The 18,036-nt window shown below is 61.3% G+C and carries 19 protein-coding genes; 7 read left to right on the top strand and 12 right to left on the bottom strand.

Going from position 1 to position 18,036, the window contains the following annotated elements; genetic code table 11:
• The 7 genes from iolC (JJ869_RS15505) to JJ869_RS15475 form a co-directional block, all read right to left on the bottom strand.
• Positions 1-1,461, bottom strand: a 1,461-nt coding sequence (gene iolC, locus JJ869_RS15505) for a 5-dehydro-2-deoxygluconokinase (protein WP_292268454.1), incomplete at its 3' end; no start/stop codon positions are given.
• Positions 1,462-1,464: 3 nt separating this feature from the next.
• Positions 1,465-2,469: an inositol 2-dehydrogenase gene (gene iolG / locus JJ869_RS15500; protein WP_292268452.1), complete on the bottom strand. Its 1,005-nt coding sequence runs from the start codon at positions 2,467-2,469 to the stop codon at positions 1,465-1,467.
• A 165-nt stretch (positions 2,470-2,634) separates the two neighbouring features.
• Positions 2,635-3,414 carry an ATP-binding cassette domain-containing protein gene (locus JJ869_RS15495; RefSeq protein ID WP_292268450.1) on the bottom strand — a complete coding sequence of 260 codons (780 nt, stop codon included), beginning with the start codon at positions 3,412-3,414 and terminating at the stop codon, positions 2,635-2,637.
• An 11-nt stretch (positions 3,415-3,425) separates the two neighbouring features.
• The gene (locus JJ869_RS15490) at positions 3,426-4,508 is read right to left on the bottom strand and encodes an ABC transporter permease (RefSeq protein WP_292268449.1); all 1,083 of its coding nucleotides are present in this window, start codon (positions 4,506-4,508) and stop codon (positions 3,426-3,428) included.
• 101 nt (positions 4,509-4,609) lie between these two features.
• Positions 4,610-5,554, bottom strand: coding sequence for a sugar ABC transporter substrate-binding protein (locus tag JJ869_RS15485; RefSeq protein WP_292268447.1), 945 nt, complete (start codon positions 5,552-5,554; stop codon positions 4,610-4,612).
• 76 nt (positions 5,555-5,630) lie between these two features.
• Positions 5,631-6,446, bottom strand: a complete 816-nt coding sequence (locus JJ869_RS15480) for a TIM barrel protein (protein WP_292268446.1) — start codon at positions 6,444-6,446, stop codon at positions 5,631-5,633.
• A gap of 144 nt (positions 6,447-6,590) precedes the next feature.
• On the bottom strand, positions 6,591-7,619 hold the full coding sequence (locus JJ869_RS15475) for a LacI family DNA-binding transcriptional regulator (RefSeq protein WP_292268445.1): 1,029 nt from the start codon (positions 7,617-7,619) through the stop codon (positions 6,591-6,593).
• 149 nt (positions 7,620-7,768) lie between these two features.
• On the opposite strand from JJ869_RS15475, the gene JJ869_RS15470 reads away from it, so the two are divergent.
• Complete coding sequence (locus JJ869_RS15470) at positions 7,769-8,767, top strand: LacI family DNA-binding transcriptional regulator (protein WP_292268443.1); 999 nt, start codon at positions 7,769-7,771, stop codon at positions 8,765-8,767.
• Here JJ869_RS15470 and JJ869_RS15465 read toward each other — a convergent pair.
• From JJ869_RS15465 to JJ869_RS15455, 3 genes are read right to left on the bottom strand one after another with little or no spacing between them, the layout of a single operon-like run.
• Positions 8,764-9,924, bottom strand: a complete 1,161-nt coding sequence (locus JJ869_RS15465; protein WP_292268441.1) for a Gfo/Idh/MocA family oxidoreductase — start codon at positions 9,922-9,924, stop codon at positions 8,764-8,766. The genes JJ869_RS15470 and JJ869_RS15465 overlap by 4 nt on opposite strands.
• A gap of 42 nt (positions 9,925-9,966) precedes the next feature.
• Positions 9,967-10,857 (bottom strand): TIM barrel protein, encoded by an 891-nt coding sequence (locus JJ869_RS15460; protein ID WP_292268439.1) that lies wholly within the window; start codon positions 10,855-10,857, stop codon positions 9,967-9,969.
• Positions 10,854-11,972, bottom strand: coding sequence for a Gfo/Idh/MocA family oxidoreductase (locus JJ869_RS15455; protein ID WP_292268437.1), 1,119 nt, complete (start codon positions 11,970-11,972; stop codon positions 10,854-10,856). Before JJ869_RS15455 ends, JJ869_RS15460 begins: the two co-directional genes overlap by 4 nt.
• Positions 11,973-12,054: 82 nt before the next feature.
• Here JJ869_RS15455 and iolC (JJ869_RS15450) point away from each other — a divergent pair, with 82 nt between their 5' ends.
• From iolC (JJ869_RS15450) to JJ869_RS15430, 5 genes are all read left to right on the top strand, one after another.
• Entirely contained in the window at positions 12,055-13,032 is a 978-nt protein-coding gene (gene iolC, locus JJ869_RS15450; protein ID WP_292268435.1) for a 5-dehydro-2-deoxygluconokinase, read from the top strand.
• A gap of 11 nt (positions 13,033-13,043) precedes the next feature.
• Entirely contained in the window at positions 13,044-13,883 is an 840-nt protein-coding gene (locus JJ869_RS15445; protein WP_292268433.1) for a 5-deoxy-glucuronate isomerase, read from the top strand.
• Positions 13,880-14,704 (top strand): class II fructose-bisphosphate aldolase, encoded by an 825-nt coding sequence (locus tag JJ869_RS15440; RefSeq protein ID WP_292268431.1) that lies wholly within the window; start codon positions 13,880-13,882, stop codon positions 14,702-14,704. Before JJ869_RS15445 ends, JJ869_RS15440 begins: the two co-directional genes overlap by 4 nt.
• A 206-nt stretch (positions 14,705-14,910) precedes the next feature.
• A complete protein-coding gene (locus JJ869_RS15435; protein WP_292268429.1) occupies positions 14,911-15,327 on the top strand; it encodes a VOC family protein in 417 nt (138 codons plus the stop codon).
• Between the two features lie 144 nt (positions 15,328-15,471).
• A complete protein-coding gene (locus JJ869_RS15430) occupies positions 15,472-15,942 on the top strand; it encodes a GNAT family N-acetyltransferase (protein ID WP_292268427.1) in 471 nt (156 codons plus the stop codon).
• A 31-nt stretch (positions 15,943-15,973) separates the two neighbouring features.
• Here the strand turns inward: JJ869_RS15430 and JJ869_RS15425 are convergent, their stop codons facing one another.
• Together JJ869_RS15425 and JJ869_RS15420 are read right to left on the bottom strand one after the other, a co-directional pair.
• Positions 15,974-16,282: a MocE family 2Fe-2S type ferredoxin gene (locus JJ869_RS15425; RefSeq protein WP_292268425.1), complete on the bottom strand. Its 309-nt coding sequence runs from the start codon at positions 16,280-16,282 to the stop codon at positions 15,974-15,976.
• A 25-nt stretch (positions 16,283-16,307) separates the two neighbouring features.
• Positions 16,308-17,387 (bottom strand): fatty acid desaturase family protein, encoded by a 1,080-nt coding sequence (locus JJ869_RS15420; protein ID WP_292268423.1) that lies wholly within the window; start codon positions 17,385-17,387, stop codon positions 16,308-16,310.
• Positions 17,388-17,529: 142 nt separating this feature from the next.
• Between JJ869_RS15420 and JJ869_RS15415 the strand changes: the two genes are divergently transcribed.
• Positions 17,530-18,036 (top strand): LacI family DNA-binding transcriptional regulator (locus JJ869_RS15415; protein WP_292268422.1); only part of this gene is annotated, 507 nt, incomplete at its 3' end.

Below are 18,036 nucleotides of genomic sequence, written 5' to 3'. Positions count from 1 at the left end.
GGTGAACAGGCGTTTGACACGCGCGACCTGCATCTTGGCGGTCTTGTCGTCATCATCCGGGTGGCAGAACACCAGAAGTTTGACCACGTTCTCGCGCGCCCATTCGCGCAAACCGCCGAGGTCCTCGCCCAGGTCCGGCTCCAACTCGATGGGCCGCGATCCGGGCAGTTCGGTGGGCCGCCCGATCCAGAGGCCCGTGCCGCTGGCCCGGTGCAGCGCGCTGCGCCCGATCCGGTTGTCGCAAAGGATGCCATAGCCGCCCTGCCCGTTAGCCACCTTGAGCGCCGCGTCGAGGCAAAGTTCCTTGAACGCCGCGCCCTTCTCGGGTGTGTAGCCCGACATCTCTTCCAGTTGCGAGCGGTGGTCGAAGGCGAAGGTGCGCAGGGTGGACCAATCGCCTTTGCGGTTCGTGGCCCAATGGACCTGTTCAAGCTCCGCATCGTTTCGCAGGTCAGGCCGTTTGATGCCTCGCTTGAAGAAGATTTGCAGCTCTTCCCAGCTTGGGTAAGCCGGGGTGCAGCCATGGCGGCTGACGGCAAAGGCACCGCAGGCATTGGCGTATTTAAGAGCGGTGGGCCAATCTTCGCCGTCCAGCCAGCCTTTCAGCAGGCCGGACATGAACCCGTCACCTGCACCCAGCACGTTGAACACCTCTATGGGAAACCCCGGCCCAGTCTGGCCGTCGTCCAAGTTATCGGGAATGTCGCCCTCAAACGCCACCGCACCTGCGGCCCCGCGTTTGCAGACCAGCGTCGCGCCGGAGACCGCTCGCACCGCACGCAGGGCGGCAATCGTATCCGTGCTGCCACCCGCGATGTGGAACTCTTCCTCCGTTCCGACGATCAGATCGAAGAAATGCAGCGTCGATTGCAGCTTGGCCGTCACAGCAGCGCTTTCGACAAAGCGGCTTTCGCCATCGCCATGGCCCGCCACGCCCCAGAGGTTCGGGCGGTAGTCGATGTCGAGCGCGGTCGTCATGCCCGCATCCCGCGCGATCTGGAGCGCCTTGAGCGTGGCGGCCTCCACCCGGGGATGGCTGAGATGGGTGCCGGTGGCGACCACGGCCCGCGCCCGGCGGATGAAGTCAGGGTCGATGTCATCAACCGTGAGCCCCATATCGGCGCAATTCTCGCGGTAGAAGATCAGCGGAAACTGTTCCTGATCGCGGATGCCGAGTAACACCAGCGCGGTCAGGCGGTCGGGGTCGGTTTTGACCCCGGTCGTGTCCACGCCCTCTTTCTGCAACTGCTCGCGGATGAACCGGCCCATATGCTCATCGCCCACCCCCGTGATCACCGCAGAGCGCAGCCCAAGCCGCGCCGTTCCGCAGGCGATGTTGGTCGGAGAGCCACCGATATACTTGTCGAATGACCCCATATCCTCGAGCCGGCCGCCCACCTGTGCCCCGTAAAGGTCCACCGATGACCGGCCAATGGTGATGAGGTCCAGTGTCTTGGTCATGGCTCAGCCTGTGATCTCGGAAAGTTTGACCGCGCGGCCTTCTTTGACCGAAAGCACCGCTGCATCGGCCAGCGCCAGCGCCATCAGCCCGTCCTGCCCGGTGGTGGGCGTCGGAGCGCCATCGGCGACCGAGGCGACAAAGGCCGCGATCTCGTTTTCATAGGCCGCCACGTAGCGCGTCATGAAGAAATTGAGCAGCGGCGGCGTGCCGAAGCCAGTGCCGTTGGCCAGTTCGATATTCGCCTCGGCCATATTCTTTGCGCTGACCATACCTTCGGAACCCAGCACCTCGATCCGCTGGTCATAGCCATAGGTGGCTCGGCGGGAATTGGTGATGATGGCCTGTTTGCCGGATGCGGTGCGCAGCATCACGTTGACGCTGTCAAAATCGCCCGCCTCGCCGATCTTGGGATCGGTCAGGACCGACGCCTGTGCCATCACGGTTTCGACCTCTTCCCCCAAGAGCCAGCGGGCCATGTCGAAGTCGTGGATGGTCATGTCGCGGAAGATACCACCCGAGACCTTGATATACTCGACCGGAGGTGCGCCGGGATCGCGCGAGGTGATGGTGACCATCTCGACATCGCCGACGTGGCGTGCGTCGATGGCCGCCTTGACCGCCATGAAGTCGGGATCGAACCGGCGATTGAAACCGACCATCAGCGTAGCGCCTTCCGCCGTGACGGTGGCAAGGCAGTCCTGCACCCGCTTCAAACTCAGATCGACGGGTTTTTCGCAGAACATCGCCTTGCCCACCTTGGCGAACTGCTCGATCAGGTCCGCATGGGTGTTGGTCGGGGTGCAGATCAAGACCGCGTCCACGTCATCGGACGCCGCGATCTCGTCGATGGTGCGAATGTCGCAACCGTAGCGGTCGGCCACCGAAGTGGCCGCCGCGGCCATGGGATCGGCAATGGCAACCAGTGTGGCACCGGGGGTGGCGGTGACCGCCTTGGCATGGACCTGGCCGATACGGCCTGCACCAAGGATCGCAAATCTGACAGTCATGGGTCTTCCTTTATCCTCCCAAAGCCTTTCGCTTGGGACGTTCTTGTTCTCATTGCACCAGCACTGCAGCCACATACCTGACAGCAGCATCCGGCGAGTCTCGAGCGTGCCAGACTTACGCGCGGCACGCCTGCAGATCAAAGCCCCTTCGGTGTGGCCGCGCGGTCAAAGCGCTTCGGCCACCTCATATTCCGGCTGCGTCTTGGCGCCGGTGATATAGGCCACAACATCCTGCCCGTCGGTCTCTTCCTTGCGGAGGTTCGCGCATATCCGGCCCCTGCGGAACACGACGATGCGGTCCACAAGGTCCATCACCTGCCGCATATTGTGACTGATGAGGATCAGGGGTTCACCCTGCTCTTTCAGGGTGCGGATGATGTTTTCCACCTGCGCGGTTTCCTGCACCCCCAAGGCCGCCGTCGGCTCGTCCATGATGGTCAGCTTGGAATGGAAGGTCGCCGTTCGCGCAATGGCCACGCACTGACGCTGACCGCCCGACATGTTCTGGATCGTGTTGCGGATGTTGGGAATTTTTACCGCCGTCTTCTCCAGCGCCGCGATCGTGTCATTGCGCATCGCCTTGTAGTCAAGAAACCGAAACGGACCCAGCCAATCGAACTTGGTCTTTTCGCGCCCCAGAAACAGGTTGTCCGACACGTCCAGATCATCGGCCAGAGCCAGGTTCTGAAACACCGCTTCGATCCCGGCCTCGCGGGCATCCAGCGGTCCAGCGAATTGCACCGGTTTGCCATCGAAATGGATCTCGCCGCGCGTGGGCTGTTCGACCCCGGTGATCTGGCGCACGAAGGTCGATTTACCCGCCCCGTTGTCGCCCATGATGGCCACGTGTTCACCCTTGCGCAGGGTGAAATTCGCGTCCTGCAGGGCATGCACACCACCGTAATGCTTGGTCAGGTTGCGGGTCTCAAGGATGATGTCTGACATGGGTCTTCTCCCTAAATCCGCATGCTGGAGCGTTGCTGCCGCCACTTGTCGAGCACCACAGCGCCGATGATGATCGCGCCCATGGCCATGATCTGAAAATACGCGTCAAGCTTCACATAGGTGAACCCGGACTGGATCACGCCGAACACCATCGCGCCCAGAACCGTCCCGATGATGGACCCGCGTCCGCCGGTCAGGCTTACCCCGCCGATGACCGCCATGGCGATGGCGTAGAGTTCGTAGAACAGACCCATGCCGGATTGCGCCGTCAGGTTCTTGGAGCTGAGAACGATGGCCGCAAAGGCCGCCAGCATCGACGCGATCATGTAGACCATGACCTTGTGCCGCTTGACGTTGATCCCAGACATGCGCGCCGCGTCTTCGTTGGAGCCGATGGCATAGGTGTGCTTGCCGTAGACCGTGTAACGCAGCAGCACGTGGCACAGGATTGCCAGCAGAACGAACCAGACCACCGGCATCATGCCCGCGCCCAAAGCTGCATAGCTTTCGGTCGGGAAGGAGACCGGCTGGCCCCGTGTCCACCACTGCGCGATGCCGCGGCAGATCAGGAACATGCCAAGCGTCGCGATAAAGGGTGGGATGCGGGTGAAGGCAATCAGACTGCCGTTGATCGCTCCGATGAAAGCACCGAAGGCAAGGCCGACGATGATCGGAACGAGAACCGGAAGATCGAACGCCCACGGGCCGAACACCGCCTTGGGGTTGGGATTGCCGTTCACCAGTTCGGTCTGAGCAAAGGACATCACGATCATCGCGGTTGCGGCCACCAATGGCCCAGAGGACAGGTCGATCCCGCCCGAGATGATGACCTGCGTCACACCCAGCGAGATGATCCCGATGATGGCAACCTGCAGGATAATGATCTGCAGACGCGCTTCGTTGAAGATGGAGTCGAACCGGTCGTTCGTGTCGAACAGGAAACTCTGGCCGTTCATGTAGGGCAGCACCTGCCCCAGCAGTTCGAAGATCGCGACAATGATCACAAGCGCGATGAAAATGTTGAATTCGTTGGGCCAGCTGCGCTTGGAACTGTCGTATTTCAGCCCGCCTGTCCCTTGCGTGGTCTCCGCCATGGATGGCACTCCTGATGGATTTGCTCTGCGCCCAAAACGGGCTTTTCGAGTTAGGTGGACAGGGCGCCGGATGCGCCCTGTCGTATCGTCAAGTCAGCCCATCAGTTCTTACTGAGGAACTCTTCGACATTCGCCGGTGTGACCAGCTTGAACGGGATGTAGACCTTCTGGTCCACGGCCTCACCGCGGGCCAGCGCGAGTGCTGCATCAACCGATCCTTCACCCTGACCAAACGCGTCCTGGAACACGGTGGCATCGAGATCGCCCGCCTGCATCGCAACAAGCGCGTCCTGTGTTGCGTCGACACCGACCACAACCACATCTTCCATCGAAATGCCCGACGCTTTCATCGCCTGGATCGCACCGATGGCCATTTCGTCGTTGTTGGCGAAGACGACCTGGAATTCCTCACCCGAGGACAGCCAGTTGGTCATGAGATCCTGCGCTTCGTCGCGCGACCAGTTGGCGGTCTGACGGTCGATGATCGAAATGAAGTTGCACATGTCGATCCCGATGATATCGTCCACGTCCTTGGTCCGCTGCACGGCGGCCTGGTTCGAAAGCTGGCCCATCATCAGATAGCCCTTGGCACCGCCCGCATAGCCCATGCCGCGCAGCAGTTTGCAGGCCTCGAACGCGGCCAGCGTGCCGGATTCGATCTCGTTCGAGGCCACAAAGGCCTGATTGTCGGGCAGGCTGTCCACGTTGATCGGCTGGCGGTTGACGTAAACCAGCGGGATGCCGGCATTCGCGGCAGCCTGCGACATGGCTTCGGTTGCCGAGGTATCCACCGCATTCACGATGATGGCGTCGACTCCGGCGGCGATGAAGTTGTTGATCTGGTCAAGCTGGCGCGCCACATCGTCCTGTGCGTCCTCGACCTGCAATTCGACACCGTCGATGCCAGCCGCATAGTCCACCATGCCATTGCGCATCACGGTCAGGAAGTTGTCATCGAACCGTGCAATCGACGCGCCGATGGTTTCGGCCATCGCGGTGGTCGACATCAGGGCAGCAAGGCCTGCGGCGATAAGGGTTTTCTTCATCAGTTTAGTCCTCCCAATTTGGTGCCGGCACACCGATTTACACACCGGAGCCCCTTCTGGGGCGGTTTCCCTTCACTCAGGCGGCCTCTGCTGCCAGCTGCGAAGAAATGAACTCGAACGATTGACGAAGGGCGCTTGCCGGATCGGCCAACGCATGCGTCTGGGGCGAAAAACACTCGTAGGAAATCGGGCCGTCATAGCCTGCGCTCAGCAGGGCACGGATTTGTGCGACATTGCCCAGGCGGTCTTGCGCATCGACCAGAACCCGGTGTTCGTCTTCCATCTGATCAATACCCAGCGCCGGATCGACAACACCCGAAATGTGGACGATCCCTGTCTGACCGACAAAGATCGGGCCGCCTTCAGCCAAGGTATGGTGAAACGTGTCGTGCACGATCTTGAAGACATGCGCAGCATCCAGCGCGTTGATCGTCTCGACCGCATCTTGTTTCGATCTCAGCGAAGAGCGTGGGAACCCAAGAGGTTCGATCAAGGCAATTAGCCCTGCATCCTCGACCATGAATTTGATGTTTTTCAGCGCGATGCGGAGATTGGCATGGCGTTCGCCATTGCCGGTTTCCGTGCCATCGTTGCGCGGGATCAGGCTGATGGTCTCTGCGCCGCAGGCTTTGGCAATCGCGATCAGGTCGCGCACTTCCGTGGCGATGGCATTCGACCAGCTGTTGAATGGGTAAACCTGGCTTAGCCCAACAAGCCGCAGGCCCTTGTCTTGCGCCATCCGGCCCGCCGCGACGGGATCCATTCCATCAAAAAGCGGGCGGCCCAGATCGTTCCGGACTTCCACCCCGACGCACTCGAGCGAAGCCGCAAGGTCAAGGAACGACTCGTAGCCGAGATTTGGAACGGTCATGTGATTGAGCGCACGCTTCATGACGATCACATCCTCCCAAATGCTACGGCCTGACTAACGCAGGGGAAGCAGTGCGGCGACGAACCGATTCCGTCAACGGCGCGGCGGTTGCTTTACATCAATCATGATAGTTTTCTGCGCATGCAAAATGATGTTTTTGCATCATCACAGGATTTCCGGCAGGATGATCCTCGGGTCAAGAAAATGCTGTTCGACAGAACTCGAGTCCGGGTCCGAACAGGCCTTGATGGCCAAGTCGATCATGCTTTGGCAGACCTCAGCGAGGGGCGTCGTGATCGCCATCTGAACATATCCGTCCAGCAAACCCGCGCGGCTTTCGGGGGTCACTTCGTTCACCACAAGGCGCACCTTGCCCGGCGGACGCGCCTCGCGCAGGGCCGCAATTGCGCCTTCCATTCCGCCCCCTGCCACGTAGATGCCACGCAGGTCCGGATAACGCTCCAACAAGTTCAGGGTTGCCTCGTAGGTCACCTGCCGGGTCTCAAGATTGACCAGCGTTTCGAGCGTCTCAAAGCTCGGAGCATTCTCTCGCATAAAAGCGCGGAACCCCACTTCGCGCAGATCGTGGCCATGCCATCTATTGCCACCGACAAAGATCGCCACACGCCCCGGAGTTGCCGTCTGGGTCAGCATCCAGGCCGCTTGTCGGCCCACCTTCATGTTGTTCAACCCTATGTAACTGCGGCGAATTCCTTGCGCAAAGTCATTGAGAAGCGAAAACGCCGGCACATCTTTGGCCTTGAGATCAGACACCACCTTGTCGAGGCTCTGATGGTTCACCGCAACCGCTCCCACGGCATCGCAATCGCTGCCAAGCTTCTTCAACAGATCGGCAAATTCGTCCGGGGATTGCGAATTCGAGAACCGGATGGAAACCCTGCCCCGAATATCCGTACGCGCCGCGATGGCGCGTTCGATCTCGGACCGGAAGGCCTGATAGAAAGCCTGCTTTTCCTTCAAGAGCACAACGCCGAGATGCAGCTCTGGCACCGTCGCATTCAGCCGGTGATCCAAGAGCCCGCGCGCATGATACCCGACCTCTCGGGCGGCATCGGCGATCCGGCGCAAGGTCTCTTCGCGCACCTTGACACGGCCATTCAGCGCCCGGTCGATGGTTGCCGTGCTCAACCCGGACACACGGGCGACATCCTTGATGGTTGCTCTGCGTGCCATGACGCGCCTCCGACCTGCACAAGCTATCATTCCATCACAAATGATGTCTTTTCGGCAAGAGCGCATTTTGGGACAAGGATTTTTGCAACCTGTTGCAAAATCCTGCAACGCCCGGTCAAACTGGTGCATCGCAAAAGGAACCCGGACGGATGCCAATCACTCTACAGGATGTTGCACTTCGGGCGGGTGTCTCGAAATCCGCGGTGTCCCGCACCTTTACGCCCGGCGCGTCGGTGTCCGCCAAGACCCGCGCCAAGGTCGAAGCCGCCGCCAAAGAGCTGGGCTACATGCCCAACGTGCTGGCCTCGAGCCTGACCACAGGGCGTACCGCGCTGATCGGGTTGATTTCCAACAACTTCACCAACCCTTACTTCCTTGAAATCTTCGATCTGTTCACCCGCGCCCTGCAAAAAGCGGAATTGCGACCCTTGCTCATCAATCTCAGCGCCGAAGAAGACGCGAGCCGGTCACTGTCCATGCTGCGGCAATACAATGTTGACGGGGTCATCGTCGCCTCCTCCACCCTGCCACCCGACTTTGCAAAGGTGTTTCACGATGCGGGCATCCCAGTGGTCCATGCTTTTGGCTGGTCGTCGGACACGCCCGGAACGGGGCGTGTGAGCATCGACAACACCGAGGCCGGGCATCTGGCCGCCGTCACCCTGATCGACCGCGGCTACCGGAGGGTGGGCTTTCTGGGCGGTCCGCAAAGTGCCGCGACAACATCCGACCGGCTGGACGGGTTCTGCGCGGGACTGAAGGCGCATGGCCTCTCGCCCGAAATCCAGTTTGCCACCGCTTATTCCTATGAGGCCGGACGCGTCGCCATGACCCGAGCGCTGGACGCGGCACCGCAGGTCGAGGCGTGGTTTTGTGGCGACGACGTGATCGCCATCGGTGCGATGGATGCCGCAGTGGCGCAGGGACGGCGCATCCCGGATAACCTTGGGCTGATCGGGCTCAACGACATGCGGATGGCAGGTTGGGATCGCGTCGGGCTGACAACCATTCGGCAGCCCGCGCCTCAGATCGTGGCGGCCTCGGTCGATCTGATCCGCAAGGGGATTGCGGATCCTGCGACCTTGCCGCAGAGGGTTCTGCTGCCCTGCACGCTGGTCGAGCGCAGAACCCTTCGCGCCAAACCCTAACCGCGGAACATCGGTGGGCGGGCGTCGACCCAAGCCCCGTGTGCCTTGCCGCTGTCTGCCACCGCAAAGACCGCCGCCATGGACCGCAAGCCGTCTTCCGCGCGCGGATAGAGGTTTGCCGCCGGGTCCATCGGGCGCCCCTCTTTTTCCGCCCGGATCGCTTCGGCCAAATCAGCATAGATATTGGCAAAGGCGAGCGGCATGCCTTCTGCGTGACCGATGGTGACACGGCTGGTGCGGTCAGCCTCGGGCGACAGGTTCGCCTCGCCGCGTTCGATCACCTGCAAGCGCTGGCCAAGCGGCATGTAGTAAAGCTGGTTCGGCTGTTCCTGCGCCCAGCGCAGCCCACCCTTTTCGCCGAAGACCTGGATCGACAGACCATGCTGGTTGCCCAGCGCGATGGACGAGGTCCAGAGCCGCCCCACCGTCCCGCCATCGAAACGCAGGTTCAGCATCGCGTCATCTTCCAGCACCCGGCTTTCAATGCAGCTTACCGTGTCGGCGCTCAGCCGGTCGACCTCCTGCCCGATCACAAAGGACGCCATGTGCAGCGCATGGATACCGCAATCGGCAAATTGCGCGCTGACACCGGCCTGTGCCGGATCATAGCGCCAGCGAACACGCGGGTTGTCGGCATCGGCGGCGTCCGCATGATGCCCATGGGCAAACTCGGCCTTCACCAACCGGATGCGCCCGAGATCCCCTCGCGCAACCATCGCGCGCATGTGGCGGACAAGGCTGTAGCCGGTATAGCCGTAATTCACCGCACAGATGCGCCCGGCGGATTTGGACAGGCGCACGATCTCTTCGCCTTCTTCGACCGTCATGGTCATCGGCTTTTCGCAAAGCACGTGAAACCCGGCTTCAAGAAAGGCTTTAGTGATCTCGAAATGGGTGGCGTTGGGGGTGGCGACCGTCACCAGATCAACGCGGTCATCACGGCCTTTTTCGCCTGCCAGCATCTCGCGCCAATCGCCATAAGCGCGGTCCTCGGCCAGACCCAGCCGCTTGCCGTAGTCGCGCCCGGCGTCGGGCCGGTGATCCAGCGCACCCGCCATGAATTCGAAATGCCCATCAAGCCCCGCGCCCAAGCGATGCGCCGGGCCAATCTGGCTGCCTTCGCCGCCACCGATCATGCCCCACCGAAGCTTTGCCATTCTGTTCGTCCTTTCGTGAAACGCCCTGAGCCTGTGCCCGGATCAGAAGCCGATAGAAGTGAGGCACTCGCGGTTCGCCCGCGCATCGTCGATGGGCCGCACGTCGAGCGTCGGATCACAGTCCTGTTCGACCGTGCACCAGCCATCGAAACCCGCATCCAGCAGCACGCCCCGCACCGCTGGAAAATCGACATCGCCTTGCCCGAGGTTGCAGAAGATACCCTGCCCGCACGCCTTGTAGAAATCGGTGCGATTGGCGACGACATCTGCCTTCACCGCAGGGTCTATGTCCTTGAAATGCATGTAGGATATCCGGCCGATATGGCGCTGCATGAACGCCACCGGATCGAACCCGGCATAAGAGTGATGCCCGGTGTCGAAACAGATCTTGAGCAGGCTCTCATCGACCTCGTTCAAAAGCCGTTCGAGTTCCGGTTCGAAGTCGATGAACCCCCCGGCATGGGCGTGGATCGACGGGATCAGCCCATACTCCTCGGCCCCGATTTTGGCAGCCGTTTCAATGCGCTGCACAAAGGCGCGCCATTCGTCCGCCCCCATCTGCTCGGCCTCATCGGTGCGACCTGCGGTGGGCGCGCGGCGGGGCGAGATGGAGTCGATCAGCACGAAATGCTGCGCTCCATGCGCGGCAAGCGCCTTGGCCGTGCGGTTCACACCGTCCAGCACATCGTCCCATTTGTCCGCGTCATGGAACGGGCGGAACACCACACCGCCGATCAACTCCATCCCGAATTCCGACAGCGCCTCGCCCAGTTCCGCCGGGTCTTCAGGCATGTAACCCACCGGCCCCAGTTCGATGCCGGTATAGCCCGCCTCAGCGCAGTCGCTCAGAACCTGCCGCCAGGGCGGGTTGCGCGGATCGCCTGCGAATTCGACACCCCAGGAACAGGGGGCATTGCCGATGCGGATGGTCATTCTAGGGTCTCCTGAAAATCGCTGACGTTGGTCCACCCGCCACCCTTCGCAGAGGCGTGAATGGCTTCAATCACCTCGGCCACCGCAAGCCCATCGCGGAAGGTGGGCCAGACGGCTTCTCCTGTGTGGATAGCGGCGAGGAAATCGCGGGCTTCGATGATGATCTGATCCTGATAGCCGGTGCCATGCCCCGGCCCAAGGCAGAACGGCAGATAGTCGGGATGGGCAGGCCCGGTCAGGATTTTGCGGAACCCGCGCGTCGCCTCCGGCCCTTCGGCCAGATAGAGCCAGACCGCGTTCTGGTCTTCCTGATCGAACCGGATCGCGCCCTTTGTGCCAGTGATTTCATAGGCATAGCCCATCTTCCGGCCCGTCGCGATGCGGCTGGAATAGATGTGACCCATCACACCCGACGCGAACCGCACCATGATCTGCGCGTGATCGTCATTGTCGACGGAGCCGCCGGGGCGGGTGCTGTGCACGGTTTCCAGATCGGCGCAGACCTTGGCCACCGGCCCCATCAGCGCCAATGCGGCGTTGATCGGATGTGGGGCAAGGTCGCCCATATTGCCATTGGCCAGCCCCGTGCAGCGCCAGTTGAACGGGGTTGTCGGGTCAGACAGAAAATCCTCGGTATGTTCGCAGCGGAACCATGTGACATCGCCGATGGTGCCTTCGGCCAGAAGCTGGCGCACAAACTGGCTGGCGGGGGTTCGGATGTAGTTGAAGCCAATCATGTTCGGAACACCAGCCGCCTCGGCCGCACGGACCATCGCGCGGGAGTCTTCAAGCGTGTCGGCCAAGGGCTTTTCGCAGAGCACCGGTTTGCCCAGCGCGATAGCCGCTTCGGCGATGGCGCGGTGCGTGTCCTGCGGGGAGGCGATTACCACGGCGTCTACCTTGGGATCAGCAACCAGCGCCTGCCAATCCGGGGCCGCGCGATTGAAACCGAAGGCGGCGCGATACCGCTCTGCGCTTTCAAGGCTGGAGGCTGCAACCATCTCCAGCCGGGGGCGCAAGGCCGTGTCGAATACGGCACCGACAGACGCCATGGCCACGGCATGCGCCTTGCCCATGTAGCCCCCTCCGATGATGCCGATTCCGATCTCGGACATGGCTTCCTCCCTGCATCTTGCAACCGGTTGCAAAATCTGTATCGTCAGCGCGAAACCGGTGCAACTCAAATTGCTTGAGACCATGAAAGATCTGGCCCGACTGCACGGCAAAGGCTTCCTCGTGATCGGACGCGCGGGGATGGATTTCTATGCCGACCCGCCCGGAACCCGGCTGGAGGACGCGGTGCAGTTCACCGCTGCCTTGGGGGGATCATCCGCCAATATCGCAGCGGGGCTGTGCCGCTTGGGCTGCGATGCGGCGCTGGTCACTTGCGTGTCGGACGACGCCATTGGGCGCTACTGTTTGAAACAGTTGGACAATTACGGGATCGACCGCCGCTATGTCCGGTCGGTCGGAGGCGAGGCGCGCAATTCGCTGGCGGTGGTGGAAACACGGATCGAGGACACGCAATCGGTGATCTACCGCAACAACGCCGCCGATTTCGCGATGACGATGCAGGATGTCGAGGCCCTGCCCTATGCCGGGTTCTCGGCCTTGATCACCACGGGTACGGTGCTCGCCGCAGAGCCGTCGCGCAGCGCCACGTTCCATGCGTTCGAACGCGCCAATGCCGCCGGGGTGCCGGTTATCTTCGACGTGGATTACCGGCCCTATTCTTGGACATCGGCGCAGGAGGCATCGGACGTTTATTCCCGCGCGGCGGCACTTTGCGACATCGTGATCGGCAATGATGTGGAGTTCGACTTCATGGCCGGAACCGAAGGCCAAGGGCTTGAGAAAGCACGGTCCTTGATCGGCGACGGCGCGCAGATCGTGGTCTACAAGATGGGCGAATTGGGCGCGATCACCATCACGCCCGAGGGCGAGACGCACACCGAGATTTTCGAGACCGAGGCCCTGAAACCCACCGGCGCGGGCGACAGTTTTCTTGCCGGGTTCCTTGCCGCTCTGGCCGATGGCCGGATCGTCGCGGACGCCGTGCGCCAAGGCTCCGCCGCCGCCGCCATCGTGGTGTCACGGGTGGGCTGCGCGCCTGCCATGCCGACCCCGGACGAACTCACCGACTTCATGGCGCGTGCCATCATGCGCTCTGCCTGAGAGGAGGCTTTATGCACATCCCGCCCCATGACAATGGCAACAAACCGATCGTCGATGTCGATCACCCGCTGGTGCCGCTCAACTACTTCAACATCGTGAAGCTGAAAGCGGGCGAAACGTACGATTACCGTCTTGAAGCGTACGAAACCTGCATTGTTCCTGCGACCGGGACCGTGACCGTGGAAACGGCGGGTGAGACCTTTGCCGATATCGGTCATCGCAGCGAGGACGTGTGGGATGGCGACCCCGAAGGCGTCTATGTGCCAACCGGATCAGGTGCCCGGATCACCGCGCGGACAGAGACCGAGGTGTTCATCGCCGGTGCAAAATTTGCAACGACGTTGCAACCCTTTGCAATCCGCAAGGATGACTTGGACCTCGTGCAATATGGCAGCGACGACACCAAGACCCATCGCAAGATCAAGCACATCCTTGGCGCGAACCACCATGACCGCGTTGGGCGCTTGCTGGTGTCCGAGCTTTTCACCGTGGGCGCGGGCGGCTGGTCGGGCTTCCCATCGCACAAGCATGACACCGACCGCCTGCCGGACGAGACACGGCACGACGAGACCTACAATTTCCGGTTCAAGCCGGATTACGGTTCTGGCCTGCAGATGCTTCAGCGGGTCGATAATGAACCGGGGGATGCGTATCACATCATGAACGGATCAACGGTCCTGATCGACAAGGGCTATCACCCCTGCTGCGCGCTGCCGGGATACGAAATGTATTACTTCACCATCCTTGGCGGGCTGTCGCAGCGGTCGCTCAAGCAGTATTTCCAACCGACCCACGCCGAGCAGTTACACACGATCCCCGGCATCATGGACATGGTGGCCAAGTTCAAATGACCCGTGCGACGCTGGCCGAGGTGTTGCAGCCCGCGCTTCGGGATGGATACGCGGTGGCGGGGCTGGTCTGCCTTGGCTGGGAGGACGCCCGCGCCTATGTCGCTGCCGCCGAAGCCGAGGGCGCGCCGGTGATCCTTCAGGCCGGACCGGGCGCGCGGGCGCATATGCCCCTGCCCGTCTGGGCTTCGATGTTTCACGCCTTGGCGGATGGCGCTTCGGTACCGGTGGTGTCCCATCTGGACCACGGGACCCGCGTCGCCGAATGCGCAGAGGCGATCGCGTTGGGGTTCACATCGGTGATGTTCGACGGCTCGCGCCTGCCCTTGGAGGAAAACATCGCGCAGACGAAGGCCATTGTGGAGATGGCACATCAGGCCGGTGTGTCATGCGAAGGCGAGATCGGGTTTGTGGGCTACGCGGACGGTGCGGAGTCGCACGGAACCGACCCGGACGAGGCAGCTCGTTTTGCCGACGAGACTGGCGTCGATGCGATCGCGGTGTCTATCGGAAATGTGCATCTTCAAACGGATCAGGTGGCGCAGATCGACCGCGACAGGCTGGCCCGGATCGAAGCTGGGGCGGACGTGCCGTTGGTGATCCACGGGGGGTCCGGCTTGCCGCATGACCTCCGCCAAGACCTCGCCCGGACCAGTGCGATCTGCAAGTTCAACATCGGGACGGAGTTGCGGATGACCTTCGGCGGGGCACTGCGAGCGAATTTGGCGGCGCGGCCAGATGTGTTTGATCGGATCGCAATTTTGTCGGCGGTAGAGGAACCGTTAACAGAGAAAGCGCGTGAGGTGATCCGGGGATTGCGCTGATCCTCCGGCCTTTTTCCCATTCAGCTTCGAACCAGCGTCGCGCCCGAACCGAGGGGTGGGCGAGAAGCGCCCGCCCCGTGGGGGCGGTTCGGGCGCTGCCTGTGCTTGGCACAGGCATTGGGCACTGGCTTTACAGAACACTCCCTTCAATCCTTTCGAAAAACTGTCATGTTGGCAGCACTCGACCCACCAAAGGACCAACTCCCATGATCGCCTATGTCACCGTTGGCGCAGATGACATCGAAGCCGCCAAGCGGTTCTATTCGGCGCTCCTGCCTGCCCTTGGCTATAGCATGACCCAAGGCTCCGAGGGGCTGAGCTTTGCTCTACCGGTGCCGCCGGGTGAAGCGCCCGTTCACCCGGATTTCTACGTCAAACCCACGTTCAATGGACAGCCCGCCTCGGCCGGGAACGGGACGATGGTGGCGTTCGAGGCCGCCGATCAGGCGCAGGTCCGACACCTGCACGCCGCCGCACTAGCTGCGGGCGGGTCGGATGAAGGGCAACCGGGGTTTCGCGCCTCTTACGGTCCACGCTTTTACGTGGGCTATCTGCGCGACCCGCAGGGCAACAAGATCGCTCTGTTTTCAAGCAATCCGAACGATCCCGGACGGGACGACTAAGGCTCAGAGCTCGATCCACTCGCGGCCGCCTTCGACCTTGATTCTGTAGGTGTTGAGGTTCACGCAGGCGGCTTGCAGCATCGGCTGGTTTTTCCGCTTCGCGACACATTGCCTGCACATCCATGTTCTGAAATGCTTTAAGACATGGAACTGCCCGACCTACCTCCAGATCTGAAATTCGTGCGTCTGAGCAGCGATCCCAGCGACGTTGCATTTTCTTTCGAAGCCAAACGAGCGGCCATGGGACCGCATATCATGAAACGTTGGGCTTGGGATGAAGCCGTCCAAAGGGGCGTGCATGAGCGGCATTACACCTTGAAGCCGTTCTTCGAGATAAGACGATCTGAGCAGAAACTGGGAACGCTTTCGTTTCAAAGGAAATCGGACCATGTGAGGTTCGGAGAATTCTATCTGTTCCCGGAGCATCAGGGCCAAGGAACCGGCTCTGCAATCCTTGCGCATTGTCTCTTATTGGCTGATAGCCTGAAGTTACCCGTTAGATTGGAGTATTTGCACTGGAACCCGGTCGGCGCGCTCTATCGCCGACATGGTTTCATCGAGATCGGTCGCTCTGAAACCCACTGCTTCTTACAGCGAGATGCGGTTACCTCTTAGGCCCGCCATGGGCGCAAAGGACGACGGACGATCACACCTCGATCAAGACACGGCCGCCTTCGACCTTGGTTCTGTAGGTGTTGAGGTTCACGCAGGCAGGGGCGCGTTTGGCCTCTCCGGTGCGGTAATCGAAGGTGGCGTTGTGCTTGGGGCACTCGATTTCGTACTCCATCACCAGCCCGTCTTCTAGGTGCACATGTTCATGGGTGCAGAGGCCGTCGGTGCAGAAATACGCGCCGTCGGGGCTGTGGTAGATGGCAAAGGTGCGGTCTTCGTAATCGAAGCGGATCAGGTCTTCTTCGTCGATGTCATTGGTCGCACAGGCGTCGATCCAGGGCATATCTTGTCCTTGCTTGTTTTTCAGATCATTCGGCGGCAGCGCCAAGGGCGGCTGCGTGGAAATCCTCGCGATAAGGTTTCGCGGTGGGCGGCAGATCGCGTTTGAGGAACACGTCCTCATAGGCGAGTTGGCGGCGCAGCACGGGCAGGATTTCCCTATAGGCCTGCCACATCGAGGTGTTGGCGGCTGGCAGGTCGTGTTTGATTGCGTCGTGCAGGTCGGGCAGCCGGTGATAGGGCACCATCGGGAACATGTGGTGTTCGACGTGGTAGTTCATGTTCCAGTAGATGAAGCGCGACACCGGGTTGATATAGACCGTGCGGGAATTCAGCCGGTGGTCGGTGACATTGTCGGCCAGACCCGCGTGCTGCATCACACCTGTCAGCACATGATGCCATGCGCCGTAAAGCCGTGGCAGACCGATCACCATCAGCGGCAGGATCGACCCCATTGCAAAGGCCAAAGCGATGGTCGCGGCATAGATCGCCACCCAGATGCGGGCGATGCGGATCACCTTGGGCTGTTCCTGTTCGGGGATATAGCTGGCCTCTTCCGGGTGAATGCGGCCCGAAGCGTTGAAGAGCATCCGTGTCCAGCCGTCATACGCGTCGAGAATCCCAAGGAAATTCAACGCGATCCGGAAGAGTGCAGGTGGGCGCATGGCGACGATTTCGGGATCCCGCCCGACGATGATCGTGTCGGTGTGGTGGCGCGCATGGCTCCAGCGCCAAGAGACCGGGTTGCGCACCATGCAGAAGCTGGCGATCTGGTAAAGCCAGTCGTTGTAGCGGCGCGTCTTGAACGCCGTGCCGTGGGAACATTCGTGCCAGCGGGAATCCATGGCTGACCCGTAGAGCACGCCGTAAGCCAGCCAGAACGGCGCGCTCCACCACGAGGGCCAGAGCGCGATGCCGATGGCGGCGAAGACGATCATGCAGGCGAACAGCATGACCGTGTCGCGGATCGCCGGCTGATCCGACCGCTGCATCAGCTCTTTCATCTGCTTGCGCGGGATGTCGGTGTGATACCACTCCGCCGCGGCAAGCCCGGTCTCGACAGCCTGACGGGCATTCGGCCCCAGCAGGGAATAATCGCGTTTTGCCATGATCCTGAGCCTCTCAGAACATCCGTTCACAGGCAGGCTACCGGATGCCGTTTCCCGGACAAAGAGATTGCCGGAAATATCACATCAGTTTACATCAGCTAACAGATCGGAAATGATCAAATCGCATCAGTTCTGGTGAGTGATGGCCCGAAGACCGACCCTTCAAGACCTTGCCCGCGCGGCAGGTGTCGGGACCGCGACTGTGGACCGGGCCTTGAACGGGCGTGGCAATGTGTCGGCGCGCAGCATCGCCGCAATTGCCGAGGCGGCGAAACGGATCGGCTACCCCCTGCCCGCCTCTGCACCTATCAACGCCCCAAATGCAAAACCAAAGTTCGATTTGGGGTTTGTGCTGCACAAGCCGTCGCAATCCTTCTACCAGCGTTTTGCCCACGAGATCACGCGGGCCTGTGCCGAAAGGACCGAGGCGCAGATCACTCCGCATCTGAGTTTTTCACCGTCACAGGCACCTGATGATTTCGCCAAGGCGATCACGGACGCGGCCAGCAAAAGTCAGGCTGTGGCGGCAACCGCGATCAATCATCTGACCCTGTCACGGCTGGTGGACAGGTTGAAAGAGAACGGCATTCCCCTTTTCCCCCTGCTGAACGATTTCGCAGGAAGGTCCGGTGCGGGTTTTTTCGGGCTC

The organism is Marivita sp. (assembly GCF_017643905.1).
In the GTDB taxonomy this organism is placed as follows: domain Bacteria; phylum Pseudomonadota; class Alphaproteobacteria; order Rhodobacterales; family Rhodobacteraceae; genus Marivita.
This window is presented reverse-complemented; position numbering and strand designations above follow the sequence as displayed.